Below are 18,441 nucleotides of genomic sequence, written 5' to 3'. Positions count from 1 at the left end.
ATTATTAGCTGGCTTATGGGTCTTTTTACAGCTCAACGAAGTTCTTTCTAACTATACCATTGAGGAGATTGAAGCATTTAGAGAGTTGGCTAGTTCGTTTTTTGGACAAACCATGTAGATACCTATGCCGATAACAGTTATACTTTTATCAAGAAATCAGATCCTAAAGTGGGACTTCCTGCTGTAGGTAGTGTTGTGGAGCTATCGGCTTCATTTCAAGATGTTGCGCCTCATTACAAGCCAAATAATTAGCTCCTTGCTGTAAGGGTAACTGTAAGGAGTTACTTAATCTTGTTAGATCAAAGACATAAGTTGCGGGTAGAACTGAGCATCAAGCTCAGCAATTTCTGTCTGCTCTTGCAAAATGTCGTTTAGTATTGATTCTGTTGTTAATGGGTTAGCCAATACAGTTCTGAAGACAACGGTATGTCTTCTTTGATACTGTTGAGGTCGAATACGAGTTCGAGATACGAAAGATTTGCCTTGTTCACGTTGGTGCTTTTGAATGAACTGAGTTAAACCGTCGAGTAAAGAATTAATATCTTCAATTTTGGTTTGGTCATTTTCAGATATTGCTTGTGTAAGCCTATCTTGAACCTCTTGTGGTACATAGCGATAAGTTAATAAGCATAATTCAGGCTCAGTGATGAGCTCAAAATCTGGGTGCTCATGGATTTGCTTTGCGAAATATTTCGCTTTTTCGATGCTGTTGTTTATCAGGATTTCATAACCAGATAGCCCAATTATTTTCAAACAAGCATGAACCAAAATAGCCATGCCAGGTCGAGAACCCTCAAGGGTTTGCCTTCCTAGGTCTTTTGAACCTTTGCGTAAAATATATTCTGCGTGATGAGTTATGGCTTGGCTGTGAGTTGGAGATTTAAATATCACCATGCCAGCTCCCATGGGAACATACATTTGTTTATGAGCATCGATGGTTACTGAATCGGCCAATTCAATACCTTTGAGTAAATGACGATACTTTGTGGAAAGCAACGTTGCACCGCCCCAAGCTGCATCAACATGAAAATGACAATTTAATTCTTTCGCTAAAGCTGCAAGTTCAACCAGCGGATCGATATTTCCAGTTTCTGTAGTACCTGCAATACCAACAATCGCCATAACCCGAATATTTTGTTTCGCTAATTCCTCTGCTTTTTGGCGCATTAACTCAACATCGACTTTATTATCGGCATCAGTTTCAATGGCAATAATATTCTCTCGACCAATACCCAATAAGTCAGCAGCCTTACCTAAGGAATAATGACCTCTTTCAGAAGTCAATATGGCGAGGTCGTTATATCCATAATGGCGTAAACCTGCCATAAGTCCCTGTAGAGCCACCCCTTTAAAGTCTCCATCGGCTTCTAGAAGGATGTTTCTTGCTGTCCACAGGGCGGTAATATTAGCAATTGTACCGCCTGAGCAAAATGCGCCAAGTGAGTGCTCTGCACTGTGCATTTTATCTTGATAAAAATCTTGTTCTTGCTGATACACTAAATGATGCATCATGCCCAATACTTGTTTCTCGAGTGGTGTAAAAGCTTTTGAGGTTTCGATTTTGACCAAGTTCTGATTCAATCCTGCCATCAATTTTGTTAGTGGCAACACGAAATAGGGCAGAGAAGAGGTCATATGGCCAATAAAAGTAGGAGCTGAGGTGTGAACCGAATGCGCCACTAAGTTTTGCATGATCTCGTCGGTATATTGAGATACAAAGCTTGGAGATTGTGGAATTTTATGGTCTTGAAACCATGTTTCAATTTCATTGAGAGTAAGCTCTTTCGCAACAATGTTATCACCCAGAAAACCAGCTAAATCTTCGGTTAGCTTTTGCTCAATAATACTCAACGTTGAGTTTGGATCTTCAGGAATTGTAAAGATCCTTTTTAAGCTTTCTTCCGAAGCAGTGGCTTGGCGATAATTAGATACTGTCATTCAGTCGCGATTCCAACTTATTAACTTAGAGTAAGGGCTTAGAGTGTGAGTAAAGCTCACAAAGGAATAGTAATTGAAACACAAATCCCAACAAAATTTTTCTTACCCTAAATTAATTTTGATTTATCAAAAGCTCGCCACTTTACTTTAACGGATTTTACCCTTCAAGGAGTTTTTGCAAATCTATCACTCATTTTGCAGGTGTATGGTGCTTGTTACGGTCTTAGGATACTTGTAGAATTTCGACATATTTAATATTGGAGAGCAAATTTTGAATAAGAGCTTGATTACTAATTTAATTGCGTCAGTTATCTTTGTCTTTGGTTATGTGTTGCAACAACCTTACCTATTTTCTATTGGTCTTTTTGCATTGTCTGGAGCAATCACGAACTGGTTGGCTATTCATATGTTGTTTGAAAAAGTGCCAGGTTTATATGGTTCAGGGGTAATTCCTGCAAGATTTTCCGACTTTAAACTTGGAATCAAAACGTTAGTTATGGAGCAATTTTTCACGGTAGAGAATATTGAACGCTTTGTTGGTAAGCAAACAAATGTTGCTTCTCATTCTTTGTCTCCAGTAATTAAAAAAGTGAATTTATCACCAGCTTTTGATGCATTACTTGAAACAGTTGAAAAATCCTCGTTTGGTAGCATGCTATCTATGTTTGGTGGAACTGATGCACTTGAGCCACTCAGAGAGCCATTTATTGAAAAACTTAAAGGCTCATTGATTTCGGTTACCGAATCGGATGAGTTTGCTGATTTAGTTAACAGTGAAATTCAGGATATTGCACCAGCAAATGATATTTCTTCGCAAGTTGAAAGTATTGTTGAGCAACGCTTAGAAGAGCTAACACCAGAGATGGTAAAAGATATTATTCAACAAATGATTCGGAAGCACCTTGGATGGCTTGTGGTATGGGGAGGCGTCTTTGGCGGTCTAATCGGATTAGTTGCTCAGCTTATTAGCTAAAAACTTTGAAATTTGGATTCCTAGAAGAACCAGACTGCTGGTGCTGTTTAGTCGAGGTGCCTCAGTTCGAACAGGTTGTGGAATTGTATTTTTTCTTGGCACACCTGCTACAGAGGGGGCGGCGGAGTGTTTGTCGGCGTTCCAGCACTGGCTTGTGAAGATTGTTGATGTGATTGCAGTGAGGTAACTCTTGCATCTTATCACGTCTCATTATTATCCGGATGGACTTCAACTGTTTCAGTTCGATTACCGCTAGTTTGAGCCCTTGGCGTTCTATCTGAGGCTAGAGGTTGAGGGTTTGTAGAAGCCTCAGTATTAAAGTCGGTTTCTTCATCATCTATTTCAGTAATACTAGGAGCTGTTTGAGTGTTTTGATGTGGTATAGTTTCTAAGCCTATTTCCTCATTTAATGTTTGGCGTGTTGGTTGAGCAGGTTGCGCTGGTGGATTATTCAAAGCAGGGTTAGTCAGTGGCTTGATATTCCATCCCTGCAGGCTTGCATATTCAATAGCATCTTGTTTCTCTAATTTTTTGATTAGACGACGGATATGCTCCTGATATCGGTATATTTTGGAGTGCTGAGGGTCTTTAAAAAGCCAAGAATAATCTTCAGGGTTAAACTGTAGATGTTGAGGTGAATTGGGTGATTGTCCCAATAAGTTTTTTAACTCTTGAAGTCTGGCTCTTACTTGATTAAGAGAGACCCCTTCACGAAGATCTTCTTTAATGGATTGTTCATCATTGTATTTTTTGTCTGTTGGCATAGGATGAGTGAGTGCATCAACAGTGGTCGGGGTTCTGTTGATAAATTGAGTCAAAGGCTTCAAAATTTGATGTTGTTTACCCGCTTGACTTCGAGTTGAATAATAAGAAAAGTCTCTTAATGCTGTTGTTTCATTTGTGCCCAAGTCTGTTTTATAGGCTTTCTTGTAAAGTGCCTGAGTAAAAAATTTTGAAAGGCGGGCTTTTTCTGCAGTAATTCTAATTTCACCAGTTGAAATGTTTACTCTGAAGCGAACACTGTCGTGATTGAATAAATAAGTGTCAGCTTCACCTTCAACTTTGAACTGGTTTAAATCGTCTTTGCTGAAGTCGAGGACTAAACTACCATATTTGAATTTAACAAGTTTATGTTCCAACCGAAGTACAAGCATCCCTTGGGAGTCCAAGGAGCCTGAAGGTGCTTGTCTGTTGGGAATATTTGTACTCGCCATACTCTGTGCGTTGCTCCTAACTACATCAAAATAAAGAATCTGCCCACGCTGTTAATAATGGCGGCTTTCGTGCGATTCATCAAATTAAGGTTAATTAATATTTTTATAAGATTTAGTTAGTTACAAAGAGCTGCAACAGCAAATATGATTTTACCAATCCGCACTCAGTAGTGATCGCTCAACAAGAGTTATAGGCTTTCAGTACAAGGCTCAAATTCGCAGTACTATATCCCCTACGGCCGTCATAAAAAGCTGACGCTCAACGGACTATGTGCTTTTGTTATAGTAATTCAATAAGTTACGACATAGTGATGGAAGCCTTTAGCCTTGCCCTTCGGGAGCTTATCTGTAGTAAAACTACTTCTCTTAATTGGTTTGACGTAGAGCTACTATGTCTTCACCAATTACGCTTGTATTTTGACTGCGGATATAGCTCTGAGTCGATCACATTTGAATTGCGGATTGGTATTAATGTTTATTTTTCATTGCTTTTGATCAAACCTTCCCAAAAATAGCTATAGTGATAATCACTGCCTGTTTCTATATAGGCGAGAATGTGTCAGTTGCGTTTAGGTAATACCTTTATAAACTGTCACCTGTTTGTCAAACCATTCCATACTAGAAAACTACTATCAGAGTTCTAACCTTATTTAAGGAGCTTTAATATGTCTTCAGGTAAATGTCCTTTTATGCACGGTGCTACAACTGAATCGGGGAAATCTATTGTGAGTTGGTGGCCAAAGAATTTGAATTTAGACATTCTGCATCAACATGATACTAAAACTAATCCATTAGGTGAAAGCTTTGACTATCAAGAGCAAGTTAAGCAATTAGATTTTAATCGCCTCAAACAAGATCTCACTAATTTAATGACGGATAGTCAAGCATGGTGGCCTGCTGATTGGGGGCATTATGGTGGCTTAATGATAAGAATGACATGGCATGCGGCAGGAACTTATCGAATTGCAGACGGACGGGGTGGCGCTGGTTCAGGGAATTTAAGATTTGCTCCACTAAACTCATGGCCTGATAACACAAATTTAGATAAAGCGCGGCGCTTACTTTGGTCGATCAAAAAGAAGTATGGCAACAAATTAAGCTGGGCTGATTTGATTGCCTATGCAGGAACAATCGCATATGAATCCATGGGGCTTAAAACCTTTGGTTTTGGCTTTGGGCGTGAAGATATATGGCACCCAGAAAAAGATACTTATTGGGGATCAGAAAAAGAATGGTTAGCACCAACAGGTGCGGAAAACAGTCGCTATTCAGGTGAGCGTGATTTAGAAAATCCACTGGCTGCGGTAATGATGGGGTTAATTTATGTGAATCCTGAAGGCGTTGACGGAAATCCTGATCCTTTAAAAACCGCTAAAGACATGCGCGTTACCTTTGAGCGTATGGCTATGAATGACGAAGAAACAGTCGCGTTAACAGCTGGTGGACATACCGTGGGCAAATGTCATGGTAATGGTGATGCTTCTTTATTAGGAGTAGAACCTGAAGCAGCAGATATAGAAAACCAAGGGTTTGGATGGGTAAAAGACGGTGGCGTAGGCAGTAAAGCTGTTACCAGCGGTCTAGAAGGAGCGTGGACTACAAATCCAACAAAGTGGGATAACGGATATTTTGAACTATTGCTTAATCTGGAGTGGGAATTAAAGAAAAGCCCAGCGGGTGCTTGGCAATGGGAGCCAACTAATATCAAAGAAGAAGATAAGCCAGTAGATGTTGAAATTTCAAGTATACGTCATAATCCAATCATGACCGATGCTGATATGGCTTTAAAGGTCGATCCTGAATACAAGAAAATTTCTGAGCGTTTTTATAATGATCCTGAATATTTTTCAGAGGTTTTCGCACGCGCTTGGTTCAAGTTAACCCATAGAGATATGGGGCCTAAAGCTCGTTATATCGGCCCTGACGTGCCGCAAGAAGATCTCATTTGGCAAGATCCTGTGCCAGCTGGAAATACAAATTATGATGTTGAAACAGTAAAGGCAAAAATTGAAGCCAGCGGATTGACTGTTAGTGAGTTAGTTTCTACTGCTTGGGATAGTGCCAGAACATTTCGTCATTCTGATAAACGCGGTGGGGCTAATGGCGCTCGTATTCGTTTGTCTCCTCAAAATAATTGGGCAGGAAATGAACCAGAACGGTTGGCCAGAGTGTTAAAAATACTTGAACCTATTGCGGCAGAAAGCGGTGCGAGCGTGGCTGATGTTATCGTTATTGCTGGTAATCTTGGAGTTGAACAAGCAGCAAAAGCTGCAGGAATTGATATCAAAGTTCCATTTACTGCTGGTCGTGGTGACGCGACTGATGAAATGACTGATGCTGAATCATTTGAAGTGCTAGAACCTTTACATGATGGATATCGGAATTGGCTTAAAGGTGATTATTTAGTAAAACCTGAAGAAATGTTGTTAGACCGTACACAACTTATGGGATTAACCGCTTGTGAAATGACAGTATTGATTGGTGGTATGCGCGTTCTCGGAACTAATCATAATGGTTCTAAGCATGGCGTATTCACTGATAGAGAAGGAGCGTTAACTAATGACTTTTTTGTTAACCTCACTGATATGCATTACCGTTGGATCCCTACAGGAAAAAATTCATATGAAATCAAGTCTCGTGATACTGACGAAGTTAAGTGGACAGCAACTCGTGTCGATTTAGTGTTTGGCTCTAACTCCATCCTGCGTGCTTATGCAGAAGTTTATGCTCAAGATGATAACAAGCAAAAGTTTGTAGAAGATTTCGTATCAGCTTGGAGCAAGGTAATGAATGCAGACAGGTTTGATATATGATTTTACTAGCATAATTAAAAAATATTCTGTCGTGAGTCTTATGCCAGTCAGTTAAGCTGATTGGCATTTTTTTATTACGAGGATTTTTAAGGTATCAAAATATGGAATATTATCGTTTATAAACCCAAATTAATTCGTTTCAACAAGTGTTCTCTTTACTATTTACTTGAAAGTAAAGCAAACATGATTTTCATCTATCTAGCCTGATTTTCTTTAACAATATCAGGTATAATTAAAAGATAACCAAAATTAAAAGTTTGAGCCATGTTACCCCAGCTTAGCCATAACCAAACTATTGAACCTGTTTACCTTTCTTATCTCGATGCTCTCGAGCGCAGCATTTTTTCTGGTGATATTGATAAACGGTATAACACCCGTGTTGTCCAAGCTACCGACAATTCTGTTTATCAATTTATTCCGCAAGCTGTTATTTACCCAAAAAATCAGCATGATGTTCAAGTTGTAATCAAATTAGCCAATCAAGAACAATACAAACAAGTAACGTTTAGCCCTAGAGGTGGCGGTACAGGAACCAATGGGCAGTCATTAACCCACGGTATTATTATTGATTTATCACGTTATCTTAATAAAGTATTGGAAGTAAATGCTGAACAAGGTTGGGTTAAGGTACAAACAGGTGTGGTGAAAGACGCTCTAAATGATGCATTACGGCCTCATGGTTTCTTTTTTAGTCCAGACTTATCAACGTCTAATCGAGCTACAATCGGTGGCATGATTAATACTGATGCATCAGGTGCAGGTTCTTTAGTATACGGAAAAACTTCTGATCACGTTTTAGGCTTATCCAGCGTATTACTTGATGGTAGCGTATTGGAAACGTCTCCAATCGATGTTAATCAAGTGGAAGAACAGCCTAGCTTTATTGCGAATATCGCTAAACTTTGTCAATACAATCGTGCATTGATCTTAGAGCGATTTCCAGATTTAAACCGTTTTCTTACTGGTTATGATTTAAAACATATTTGGAATGACGATTTCACTCAATTTGACTTATCTCGCATTCTGACGGGGTCTGAAGGCACTCTGTCAATCATCACTGAAGCCAAGCTTAACATTACGCCACTGCCGAAAAAGCGTTTGATGGTAAACATCAAGTACGATTCTTTTGAATCGGCATTGCGCCATGCACCTGATCTAGTAAAAGCTCATGCGACGGTAGTAGAAACCATTGATTCTAAAGTTCTGAACTTAGCTAAAGAAGATATTATTTGGCATTCGGTTTCAGATTTAATCGCTGATGTACCGAATAAAGAAATTGATGGTTTAAACATGGTTGAATTTGCAGGTGAGCCTGATGATGTTCAACAAAAGCTCGAATTATTGACGGCGCGATTGGACTCACAAATTCAAGCTCAGCAAGCCGGCGTGTTAGATTATCAATTTACGGGTGATGTTGGCAGTATTAGTAAAATCTATGCCATGCGAAAAAAAGCAGTTGGTTTGCTAGGTGCGACAAAAGGTAATCGTAAACCGTTAGCATTTGCCGAAGATACGGCCGTTCCACCAGAAAATCTCGCTGATTTTATTATGGAGTTTCGAGCGTTACTAGACAGCCATCAACTAAATTACGGTATGTTTGGTCATGTTGACGCTGGGGTACTTCATGTTCGTCCAGCATTAGATATGTGTGATCCTAATGATGAAAAGTTACTAAAAGTAGTATCGGATGAAGTTGCGGCATTAACCATGAAGTACGGTGGTTTGATGTGGGGTGAGCACGGAAAAGGGGTTCGAGGTGAATACGCGCCTGCAGTATTTGGTGAAGAGCTGTATAAAATCCAGTGCCAAATTAAACAAGCCTTTGATCCCGATAATCGTTTAAATCCGGGTAAATTATTTTCTCCTGATGCTTCCGAATTAAAATATAACGTCGATAGTGAAAAACGAGGGACATTTGATAGACAAATACCTGTTAATGTCAGAGAAGCTTTTCCTGATGTCATGAACTGTAATGGTAACGGGCTTTGCTTTAACTACAGTCCTCAATCGCCTATGTGCCCATCATTCAAAGCCACTGGTGATAGAATCCATTCGCCGAAGGGTAGAACGGGTGTTATGCGTGAATGGTTGAGACTGCTATCTAAGAGTGGAGTTGATGTAAATCAGCTTGCGGCTGAAAAGTCTCAAGGTGTGGTTTCCCGAACGGTAAATACCTTTAAGTCAAAGAGTGAGTACGATTTTTCGCAAGAAGTGATGGAGTCACTACAAGGTTGTTTGGCTTGTAAAGCGTGTTCTAGTCAATGTCCCGTAAAAGTGGATGTACCTAAATTCCGAGCTCAGTTTTTCGATATTTATTACAAACGTTATCTTCGCCCAGCAACCGATTATCTGGTAGCAGGAATAGAGCAAAGTTTACCCCTGATGGCAAAAGTGCCAAGGCTAATGAATGTACTGTCGCAAAATAGCTTTAGCCAGTGGGTTATGAGAAAAACCTTAGGTTACGTAGATGCGCCTGCGCTTTCAGTACCTACACTAGATACACATCTTAAGCACCATGACGCAACGTGTTACGATCTGACCAAGTTGCAAGCCATTCCAGAGTTTGAACGTGAAAACTATGTGTTAATTGTTCAAGACCCTTTTAACAGCTTTTATGATGCTCAGTTAGTGGTTAAGCTGATTAAGTTGATTGAACGACTAGGGTTACGCCCGGTTTTATTGCCCTATAAACCTAACGGCAAGCCCATTCATATCAAAGGTTTCCTGCAGCGTTTTGCTTCGGTTGCCCAAGATAGTGCAGACTTTTTATCTCAAGTCGCTAAGCTCAAGATGCCAATGATCGGCTTAGACCCAGCTTTAGTACTTTGTTACCGAGACGAGTACCGAGAAATCCTCGGTGAAAATTGCGGTGAATTTGATGTGTTGTTGGTGAACGAGTGGCTTTCGACTTTGAGTATTGATGGTATAAAAACGACTTCATCACAACAATTTACACTCATGAACCATTGTACTGAAGCGACAGCCAGACCTAGCTCGGGTAATGAGTGGAAGCAAATATTCAATAAATTTGGATTAGAGCTAGAAGTAAAGAACTTGGGTTGTTGTGGTATGGCAGGAACTTATGGTCATGAGCAAAAAAATCTACAGCGAAGCAAGAAGCTTTATGACTTGTCATGGACAGGTGTGATTGAGGTTCAGCAACCACAGCAAATATTGGTGACAGGTTTTTCTTGCCGTAGTCAAGTTAAGCGTTTTGCAGGCTTTAGAAGTCAACATCCAATTGAAGTGCTACTTGAGCAGCTAGGGTAAAATTATGAATAAAGACAATACCGCTGAAGCGGCGCTTCGTAAGATGTCGTCGCAAGTAGAACTTTGCAGTGAAGAAGTGTTATTCAACATTGATTCTGAAGGTCAATGGTTTTATCAAAATGCGCCATTGCCGTCTAAGTTTGCTCGCTTGTTCAGCGGTATTTTAAAATATATTGATCAAGAATATTTTCTTATTACTCCTGTAGAAAAAGTTCGTGTAGAAGTGGCTGCTGAGCCATTCAAGTTAGTGGATTACCAATTAGCTCGCGACGGCTCTGTGAACGTGACAACCTCAATTGGAACTGAATTTCACATAGAAAGCGTGAAAATGTTCAACATTTTCGACGATAAAATTACTTGTGATTTACCCAACGGACTGAATGCAAGCTTAAACAGAGCATGCTACTACCGATATATTGAAGAATTTTTAGCCTAAAAGGATTAACAAACTTAAAATAATTCAGTAGAGTGGTCTTATCGTTGGTGGTAAGGATACTGAATATGCAAAGACAACAAAGTCTGGGTTATTTAATCTCTCACTTTAATGTTGAGCTTCAAAAACAGATGGATATGAAGCTTAAACGCTATCAACTTGATTTAAAATACTGGCCAGTATTATTTGCATTATGGGAAAAAGAGGGGGTTACTCAAACTGAGTTATCTCACCGCTGTGATGTTGCCAATTACACCATGACCCGTTTTTTGGATGTCTTGCAAGAGCAAGGATATATTTACCGCCACCAAGAACAAGATAATCGCCGCGCTTTTCAAGTTTATTTAACTGATGATGCCAAAGCACTTAAACAGGATGTATGTACCGAACTTGAGCGTATGTATGATGAAATTCTTTCTGGTTTGAGTTCTGTTGAACGGGAAGCATTTTACCAAATACTTAGAAAAGTAAATCGTTTGGAGTAGTTTTCTTATGAAAGTAGTTCAAATGTCCAACCAAAGTCTTAAATGGTTTGTTATCGACCATCAATTATCTCAAAACTCCCTGTTATTTTAGTTTCGCTCCAATTGAACCTTAATTTTTAATCAATTGGAGAATAACAATGAAACGTATACCCGAACCATTTCGTATCAAGATGGTTGAACCTATCCGTGTGACAGATTTTCATGAACGTAAACAAGCCTTAATTGAGGCGGGTTATAACCCTTTCTTATTGCGAAGCGACGATGTCTACATCGACTTATTAACCGACTCTGGCACTGGTGCTATGAGTGATCGCCAATGGGCTGGTTTGATGGTAGGTGATGAGTCTTACGCTGGCAGCCGTAACTTTTTTCACCTAGAAAAAAGTGCTCAAGACTTGTTTGGTTATCACTATGTAATGCCAGTTCATCAGGGCAGAGGAGCGGAGCAAGTATTGTTTCCTTGTTTAGTGGATAAATGTGGAAGTGAAAAGCCAGTTTTTATTTCGAACTATCATTTTGATACTACTGCCGCCCATGTCGAAATCAGTGGTGCTAAAGCGATCAATACCCTCACTAAAAATGCACTGGATACTGAGACTTTTCATCCGTGGAAAGGGGATTTTGATCTTGAAGCTTTGAAGCATCAGATAGAAGTTCATGGTAGTGAAAATGTAGCAGGTATTATTATTACCGTTACTTGTAACAGTTCTGGTGGTCAGCCTGTGTCTATGGCGAATATTAAAGAAGTGAGTGATATTGCCAAGCAACATAATATTCCTGTAGTGATTGATTCGGCTCGCTACGCTGAAAATGCTTATTTTATTCAACAAAGAGAAGATGGTTACAAAGACAAATCGATCAAAGCCATAGTCGCAGAGATGTTCAGCTTTGGCGATATGATGACCCTTTCAGCCAAAAAAGATCCTATGGTGAATATTGGTGGGCTGTTATGCATTAAAAACGATACAGAGCTGTTTCAAGCTTGCCAAGGGCGTTGTGTACCCATGGAGGGCTTTGTCACTTATGGCGGGCTTGCTGGGCGTGATATGGAAGCATTGGCGATTGGAATCGAAGACAGTTGTAACCAAGATATGCTCAACTATCGCATTGGGCAGGTAGCCTATCTGGGTGAACGTCTACGTGAAGCAGGAGTCCCTATTCAATATCCAACAGGTGGTCATGCAGTATTTGTCGATGCAGCACGAATGCTACCACATATTCCACCTGAGCAATTTCCAGCTCATGCCTTAGCTTGTGAACTGTATTTGGAATCCGGTGTTCGCGGCGTAGAAATTGGTTCGCTTTTGCTTGGTCGGGATCCTGAAACTGGAGAGCAAAAGCCTTCGCCATTCGAATTGCTGAGGCTTACGATTCCAAGAAGGACTTACACTAATGATCATATGGATTACATCGCCGATGCCATTATTGAAGTATATAAACGTCGCGATAAGATCAAAGGCTTAGAGTTTGAATATGAGCCGAGTATCCTACGGCATTTTACGGCGCGACTAAAACAAGTTAAATGAAATAGCCAAGAGTTTAATACAGAAAATCCAGAAAGGCTTTACATACGCTTTGAGTTTTTATTCGGTTGGTGACAATTTGTGGGGTTATTTTTGCAAAGTTATTCAAAGGTTAACGAATGTTCACTTTGTGGAGTGGCTCTGTTGATGTAACTTGGAATAGGAGGCGGAATGATAAATATTTAGTCATGCCTAGGTTAATTACAACTAGGAAACTTGGGGGGAAGATTTATGGCATCATCTGGAGTTAGTCCTATTTCCCCTGATAGCTTATCCATAGAGCAAAAGTTAGCTATTTATCAACTGCAACTCACAGAGAAGGTCATAAGTGTTGGGAAAGACGCTGCTAAAGTAAATGGCTATATTGTTCGTTTAATACAAGAAAATAGCTTGTTTACGCATGAAAGGGTGTGTTTGTTTTTCGGACTAAAAACGTTTCTTGGTGGATATCATAATGAGTATATAAAAGGAGAACCAACAGAAACTCAAAAGCTTAAGGTAAGTTTATTTTGCACCTATCAAAATAGAAAACTTCAAATTCAATCTTATGAGCTTTCATTGAGGGAGTTAAAAATTCAAAATGCTAATTTAACAGGTTGGGATTTTAGGTGGGTTGATACGAGAAGGACACAGTTTATTAATTGCATAATGGATGGAAACTCATCTACAACTTTTGTTGATGAAAGTGTTATTGTTGAATTTATGCGCATTGACGATTATCAACAAATGGCACCTATACAAGCTTTTGATAAAGCAGCTCCCAAATTAAACAGTAGCTTAAATTATGAAAACCTTGAAGATTTAATTTTTGATGAAGATACGCAATTTGCTACTGTTGATACAGTACCTCAAAATTATGAGAATACATTTCTTTCAGGTGATAGCAAAAGGGTGCTTTTAATGAGGGGGGCAAGGTTACCCGATTATGTAAATTTTAAGTTAAGTAAAGGTGCTACAACCCTTTCCATTCATCCAGATACTTCTTCTGATTCATATGAAATATGCACGCCTTGTTCAAGTGAAAAGCAAAAAGATCCAAAGAGAAAAACTTCCCAATCAATTTTAATCCCTGATAGCGGCAGAACTAGACAAAAAGTATTGAATTCAAATCCAGATTCAAGTCTCATAGCTTCATCGCCCTCATGTGACACTAACTCAGCTTCTGAAGAGCATTGCCAACAACCCTTACTCTCATTATCACAGCAGTCTGAGGGAACTTCCCCCTCATCGAAAAGCAGTTTAAGTCATGATGTTACGGATAGGTATTTCGCAAGTGGAAGAAGTGACTCATTTGCAAGTTCTGGCAATGATTCATGTTTTTTGCAAAGTGTAGATTTGGATGATAAAGATTCACCTAGTTCGTTTTCTATGTGTGGTTTCTCCCAAAAGGAAAGCTCTGAATCAACATTTTGTGTTTTGCTAGCAACTTCGCCGCGTGCTGATGGTACAATAAACTCAGGCTCTATCTCACCTACTGTGCGTTTATCTAGTGACTCTTCAGGTTTACGAAATTTAACAACAACTAGTCTAATTGAATATAAAGGGAAGGAAAAACCAATTTGGATTCATTTTGCAGATAGGATTCTAGAAAAACTTGCTCTGCTAAAAAAAAGCCATAGAAGTCTAAGTTTACTTAGTATTTCTATCGACACTTATGAAAAAATAATAAGAGAAAATGTTCCAAATTTAATATCCGAAGAAATAGATGATATTAAATTTATTGAGTCATTTATTAAAGTGAAAAAGGTTTTAGAAAAAACGAATATAAAAACAACACTAGGTGTATCATTTAGCACATTTTTGAATATAGAATTATCCAGTGAACATACTAATGTTTTTGTTTTTACTGTTACATTCAATTTAAATATTGAACAAGTACCATTTGTTTGTAAGTACATAAGAAAAAAACAGCTTGAAAATCGCCAAATTCAGAGATTGCATGCTCAGGTAAAAAAGTACATTCCTTGTGACAAAGTTAAAAAATAGAAATTATCCCAAAAATAATGACTAATATTATTAGCGCAGTGTTGAGTTTTTTATGTTCTCTAGCTCGATTTTGCCTCCCTTGTTTAAGGCTGGCAAGCAGTGTTTCGTTTTTGTAAATACGACATATGAGTAGATCACTTACTGGATCTACGAACATTTGAAAACGGCAGTGTTTACCGCTTGAAAGTTGAAAATGGTGGCTAGAGCTATTGTTGATATTAATCCTTTTAGCCACTTGCTCACCGTTTACAATCAACCGTTCCATTCCAAACCAATTACAGGCTTGTAACTCAACTGTGTCTTGATCTATCTGATATTGAAAACGTACCATAATTCAATTCTGCTGTATGAAGGTTCATGTTAAAGATCCAATACAGGCCGTTCTGAACAGAACATATTTGAATCATGTTGGTATTAATTCAAGCAAAGAAAAGAAAAATTTCCAGTTAAACCAAATAAAAAAGGGAGCAAATAGCTCCCTTAGGTTTTCAGTAATTTTTATTTATTTAGCTGCGCCTTCAATGATGGCACGAGCCATTTCGTCTGCTACCACATTAGTCGTACGGTTTTCTTCGTCCGCACGTTTGAAAATAGTAAGCAGCGTATCATAGATTTTTTCTACTTTTGCAGTTGATGCAGTCGCATCATAATCATTTTCGAAAGATACGTTAATGATACCGCCTGCGTTGATAACGTAATCCGGTGCATAAAGAATGTTGAGTTCTTTTAGTTTGTCGCCATGACGTAATTCAGCTAACTGGTTATTAGCACAACCAGCAACAATGCTAGCTTTCAGTTGTGGAATAGTTTCATCGTTAATGGTTGCACCAAGCGCACAAGGAGCATACACATCTACGTCTAACCCATAGATATCTTCTGGAGCAACGATAGTAGCACCAAAATCAGTGGCAACCTTATTTAGATTGTCTTGGTTGATATCGGTAATAAATAACTCTGCACCTTCTTCGTGCAAGCGCTGGCATAAGTAATATCCAACATGACCAACACCTTGTACTGAAATTTTAATACCTTTCAACGAATCAAAACCTCGTTGGTGCTTTATGGCGGCTTTAATACCTAAGTAAGTACCAAGAGCCGTAAAAGGAGAAGGATCGCCACTTTTACCTTCTAAGCCAGCAACGAAAGGCGTTTCTTGGTATGCGATCATAATGTCAGCGGTTCCTACGCCAACATCTTCAGCTGAGTAGTAGCTTCCACCTAACTTGTGAACGGCACGACCAAATGCGCGGAATAACGCTTCTCGATCTTTGATATTTTTAGGATCAGCAATAATCACTGATTTACCGCCACCCATGCTTAAACCAGCTAGTGCATTTTTATACGTCATACCACGTGACAAACGAAGCACATCATTTAAAGCTTCTTTGTCTGAGTCATAATTCCACATACGGCAGCCACCGAATGCAGGACCTAGATTTGTATTATGCACAGCGATAATCGCTTTTAAACCTGTCTCTTCATCATGACAATGTACAATTTGCTCGTGATTATCGAAAGACACGCTATCAAAAACTGCCACTATTTCTGTTCTCCATAGAATCTTAGGATCAGTTGATCCTAGTCTCAATTAAAAATCTTATTTATGAGACCTTGTTATATTTGTTGCGAAACATTAGCATTTAGCGATACTCTGAACAAAATCCCGAATGTAAATATTTTGAAGAATGTGGCAATTTTGCTTTCCACTTTGTTGATAAATGCTACAGAGTTATCAAAAAACAAACAATGAGATGCTTGGAAAGCGTGCATTGTAAGGACAATAATTATAAAAGGTAGTAAAAAATGACGGAACAACTTGTTGATAAAAAAGAAGATATGAATATTGGCATGAAGGCCAGCATGACTCAACCAGCACAACCTACTCAAGAACAAATTGAACAAGCTCAAAGTCAGTGGGTAAGAGAGCAATTTCAAAAGGCTAACCGTTTTATGGCTGAAAAGGGAATTATCCCTCATAAGGTACATGATAAAGAGAGCCGTTATCTAGTTCCGTTTATTGCTCTTTGGAAAATGGAAACCAAGCAACCTACTAAAAAAACGTACTGGGTACTATCTGGTGATTTACCATCAGATGTTGTTGAAGTCAGCGTAGCTAAGACGGCTCGTGAAGCCGTTCGTCATTTTTCAATGACTTGGCATATGAAAGCAGAAAATTTGATCCGTACTGGTGTAACTCGCGATCAAACTCAAGCAAAATATGCGAATTTGTTAATTTCTAGAGCGGAAGATTTATACAAAATGCAAGCTGACGATAAACTTTGGCAGGAAGAAGCTTAATTTTCCGTTTTCTAAAGTATGGGCAATGGTATAATTGACCATACTTTTATCAAGACTACTCTGTTAGGTACACATAACCCATTTTTAGAATATCAACAAAAAAGCTCTGAAGGTCTTCATTGGCGATATTGAACCTTAACCATTCATTATCGTAAGTTAGGTTTTCACTTAAATACCCTAAAGCAGCTTCATCTAAAGTGCTTAGTGCATAACTTTCGCCGTCTATAAATAAGCGCTTTTCACCATCGTTTTCTAGTCGCAAGACTTTTAACCCACCAATCCTTTGGATTAAAGCTCCTGCTTCGATAGCATCTTTTAGTGCTTCAGTATCAATATGTTCATCAGGACATACATCTAAATCGAAGCGGTTTCGGCTTAACAACTGTCCTAATATAGGCTGGTAGGCGTCTGGCTTGGAGCAAAGCTCACTTAATAAGCTCATTAATTTTTTTTGGTGAGCTTCAACAACATTTCCAGCTACGCAAGTTTCTTGATCAGAAGTAAAGCGCTGGTGACCGGAATTGTTATCAATTAAAAAATCCGCTACTTCCGATATGAGTTCTTGTTGACTTGGAGCGCGAAAGCCGAGGGAATAGCTCATAGCATTAGTTAGTGTTTGCCCGCAGTGAGGAAAACCTGGCGGAATGTATAAAATATCCCCTTTATTAAGGGTGACTTCAATGATGGGGTCAAAATCTTCAACGAGAGGTGTATTTTTATCGCCATTGCGTTGTTGATGATTGCCTTTATCACCGACTTTCCATGCACGTTGGCCTTCGCCTTGTAAAATAAAGACATCATAATTATCAATGTGGGGACCAACTCCACCATTTGGGGTAGCGAATGAAACCATTACGTCATCAAAGCGCCAATCAGGAATAAAACGAAACGCATCTACTAATGGTTCAATTTCTGGGTACCAGTGATTAACGGCCTGAACTAATAACTGCCATTTCTCACTGCCAAACTGCTCATAGTCTTCAAAAGGACCTTGAATGATCTGCCAGTCGTCATCAGTAGTCACAACTACTCTAGAACTGATTACTTCTTCACACGCGAGCCCCGCTAGCTCATCAGCTGTAATTGGATCTTCAAAATCCTTAATTGCATTACGAATAACAATAGGCTGTTTTTGCCATTGTTGTTTTAAAAAAGATTGAATATCGAAGTTTAAGCTGATCATGAAAGCTCTTAGATGCAAAGTTGAAAGATGTGGATTTTAGGAACCAAATTGGGGCTTGTCCACATTTTAGGTGTTTTTCTTGAAGTGTAAATTTTATGAGTTCCAACGAGATCAGTGTTCAATGTGAAACTTTTCTTATTATGAAACAAAATTAGTACCTCTGCCATGAATACTTGGGTTGAAAAAACTTTACAAAAAATCGTAACTATTCAGCCCATCTGACTCAATCTGCTTAAAATAGCAACGGTTGAGTCACCATTTTACTTGATCCTCAATGATCATTTGACCGATCTTCCCAGTATGTCATGCTGACCAAATATTTAGT

General features: G+C 39.0%; 13 protein-coding genes. 8 read left to right on the top strand and 5 right to left on the bottom strand.

The genetic code is table 11. The features are described from left to right. Positions 1 to 294: 294 nt before the first annotated feature. Entirely contained in the window at positions 295 to 1,938 is a 1,644-nt protein-coding gene (gene panP, locus D5018_RS17575; RefSeq protein WP_121840297.1) for a pyridoxal-dependent aspartate 1-decarboxylase PanP, read from the bottom strand. Positions 1,939 to 2,209: 271 nt separating this feature from the next. On the opposite strand from panP, the gene D5018_RS17570 reads away from it, so the two are divergent. Next, positions 2,210 to 2,911, top strand: coding sequence for a DUF445 domain-containing protein (locus D5018_RS17570; RefSeq protein WP_121840296.1), 702 nt, complete (start codon positions 2,210 to 2,212; stop codon positions 2,909 to 2,911). Between the two features lie 200 nt (positions 2,912 to 3,111). On the opposite strand, the gene D5018_RS17565 is transcribed toward D5018_RS17570, so the two are convergent. After that, positions 3,112 to 4,125, bottom strand: a complete 1,014-nt coding sequence (locus D5018_RS17565; protein WP_121840295.1) for a hypothetical protein — start codon at positions 4,123 to 4,125, stop codon at positions 3,112 to 3,114. A 665-nt stretch (positions 4,126 to 4,790) separates the two neighbouring features. Between D5018_RS17565 and katG the strand changes: the two genes are divergently transcribed. The 6 genes from katG (at position 4,791) to D5018_RS17535 (ending at position 14,635) form a co-directional block, all read left to right on the top strand. Next, complete coding sequence (gene katG / locus D5018_RS17560) at positions 4,791 to 6,938, top strand: catalase/peroxidase HPI (protein ID WP_121840294.1); 2,148 nt, start codon at positions 4,791 to 4,793, stop codon at positions 6,936 to 6,938. Between the two features lie 264 nt (positions 6,939 to 7,202). Beyond that, positions 7,203 to 10,208 carry a D-2-hydroxyglutarate dehydrogenase YdiJ gene (ydiJ, locus tag D5018_RS17555; protein ID WP_121840293.1) on the top strand — a complete coding sequence of 1,002 codons (3,006 nt, stop codon included), beginning with the start codon at positions 7,203 to 7,205 and terminating at the stop codon, positions 10,206 to 10,208. A gap of 4 nt (positions 10,209 to 10,212) precedes the next feature. Then, positions 10,213 to 10,644 carry a DUF1285 domain-containing protein gene (locus tag D5018_RS17550; protein WP_121840292.1) on the top strand — a complete coding sequence of 144 codons (432 nt, stop codon included), beginning with the start codon at positions 10,213 to 10,215 and terminating at the stop codon, positions 10,642 to 10,644. A 65-nt stretch (positions 10,645 to 10,709) separates the two neighbouring features. Next, positions 10,710 to 11,126 (top strand): MarR family winged helix-turn-helix transcriptional regulator, encoded by a 417-nt coding sequence (locus D5018_RS17545; protein ID WP_121840291.1) that lies wholly within the window; start codon positions 10,710 to 10,712, stop codon positions 11,124 to 11,126. A 137-nt stretch (positions 11,127 to 11,263) separates the two neighbouring features. Continuing rightward, a complete protein-coding gene (locus D5018_RS17540; RefSeq protein ID WP_121840290.1) occupies positions 11,264 to 12,652 on the top strand; it encodes a tryptophanase in 1,389 nt (462 codons plus the stop codon). A 228-nt stretch (positions 12,653 to 12,880) separates the two neighbouring features. Next, positions 12,881 to 14,635: a hypothetical protein gene (locus tag D5018_RS17535; protein WP_121840289.1), complete on the top strand. Its 1,755-nt coding sequence runs from the start codon at positions 12,881 to 12,883 to the stop codon at positions 14,633 to 14,635. Here D5018_RS17535 and D5018_RS17530 read toward each other — a convergent pair. Next, the gene (locus tag D5018_RS17530; RefSeq protein ID WP_121840288.1) at positions 14,625 to 14,966 is read right to left on the bottom strand and encodes a hypothetical protein; all 342 of its coding nucleotides are present in this window, start codon (positions 14,964 to 14,966) and stop codon (positions 14,625 to 14,627) included. The genes D5018_RS17535 and D5018_RS17530 overlap by 11 nt on opposite strands. A gap of 171 nt (positions 14,967 to 15,137) precedes the next feature. Continuing rightward, positions 15,138 to 16,175 carry a Glu/Leu/Phe/Val dehydrogenase dimerization domain-containing protein gene (locus D5018_RS17525; RefSeq protein WP_121840287.1) on the bottom strand — a complete coding sequence of 346 codons (1,038 nt, stop codon included), beginning with the start codon at positions 16,173 to 16,175 and terminating at the stop codon, positions 15,138 to 15,140. A 320-nt stretch (positions 16,176 to 16,495) separates the two neighbouring features. On the opposite strand from D5018_RS17525, the gene D5018_RS17520 reads away from it, so the two are divergent. Continuing rightward, positions 16,496 to 16,933 carry a DUF4826 family protein gene (locus D5018_RS17520; RefSeq protein ID WP_416351554.1) on the top strand — a complete coding sequence of 146 codons (438 nt, stop codon included), beginning with the start codon at positions 16,496 to 16,498 and terminating at the stop codon, positions 16,931 to 16,933. Between the two features lie 55 nt (positions 16,934 to 16,988). Here D5018_RS17520 and D5018_RS17515 read toward each other — a convergent pair whose 3' ends face one another. Then, a complete protein-coding gene (locus tag D5018_RS17515) occupies positions 16,989 to 18,116 on the bottom strand; it encodes a cupin domain-containing protein (RefSeq protein WP_121840285.1) in 1,128 nt (375 codons plus the stop codon). Between the last annotated feature and the right edge of the window lie 325 nt (positions 18,117 to 18,441).

Origin of the sequence: Parashewanella curva (genome assembly GCF_003675895.1) — a bacterium.
GTDB lineage: Bacteria > Pseudomonadota > Gammaproteobacteria > Enterobacterales > Shewanellaceae > Parashewanella > Parashewanella curva.
This window is presented reverse-complemented; position numbering and strand designations above follow the sequence as displayed.

What these genes read in the sequence shown, in the direction of transcription:
- D5018_RS17565 (WP_121840295.1), bottom strand. Translation starts at nt 4,125, where the DNA reads ATGGCGAGTACAAATATTCCCAACAGACAAGCACCTTCAGGCTCCTTG.
- D5018_RS17535 (WP_121840289.1), top strand. Translation starts at nt 12,881, where the DNA reads ATGGCATCATCTGGAGTTAGTCCTATTTCCCCTGATAGCTTATCCATA.
- D5018_RS17530 (WP_121840288.1), bottom strand. Translation starts at nt 14,966, where the DNA reads ATGGTACGTTTTCAATATCAGATAGATCAAGACACAGTTGAGTTACAA.
- ydiJ (WP_121840293.1), top strand. Translation starts at nt 7,203, where the DNA reads ATGTTACCCCAGCTTAGCCATAACCAAACTATTGAACCTGTTTACCTT.
- katG (WP_121840294.1), top strand. Translation starts at nt 4,791, where the DNA reads ATGTCTTCAGGTAAATGTCCTTTTATGCACGGTGCTACAACTGAATCG.
- D5018_RS17515 (WP_121840285.1), bottom strand. Translation starts at nt 18,116, where the DNA reads ATGATCAGCTTAAACTTCGATATTCAATCTTTTTTAAAACAACAATGG.
- D5018_RS17545 (WP_121840291.1), top strand. Translation starts at nt 10,710, where the DNA reads ATGCAAAGACAACAAAGTCTGGGTTATTTAATCTCTCACTTTAATGTT.
- D5018_RS17540 (WP_121840290.1), top strand. Translation starts at nt 11,264, where the DNA reads ATGAAACGTATACCCGAACCATTTCGTATCAAGATGGTTGAACCTATC.
- panP (WP_121840297.1), bottom strand. Translation starts at nt 1,938, where the DNA reads ATGACAGTATCTAATTATCGCCAAGCCACTGCTTCGGAAGAAAGCTTA.
- D5018_RS17550 (WP_121840292.1), top strand. Translation starts at nt 10,213, where the DNA reads ATGAATAAAGACAATACCGCTGAAGCGGCGCTTCGTAAGATGTCGTCG.
- D5018_RS17520 (WP_416351554.1), top strand. Translation starts at nt 16,496, where the DNA reads ATGACTCAACCAGCACAACCTACTCAAGAACAAATTGAACAAGCTCAA.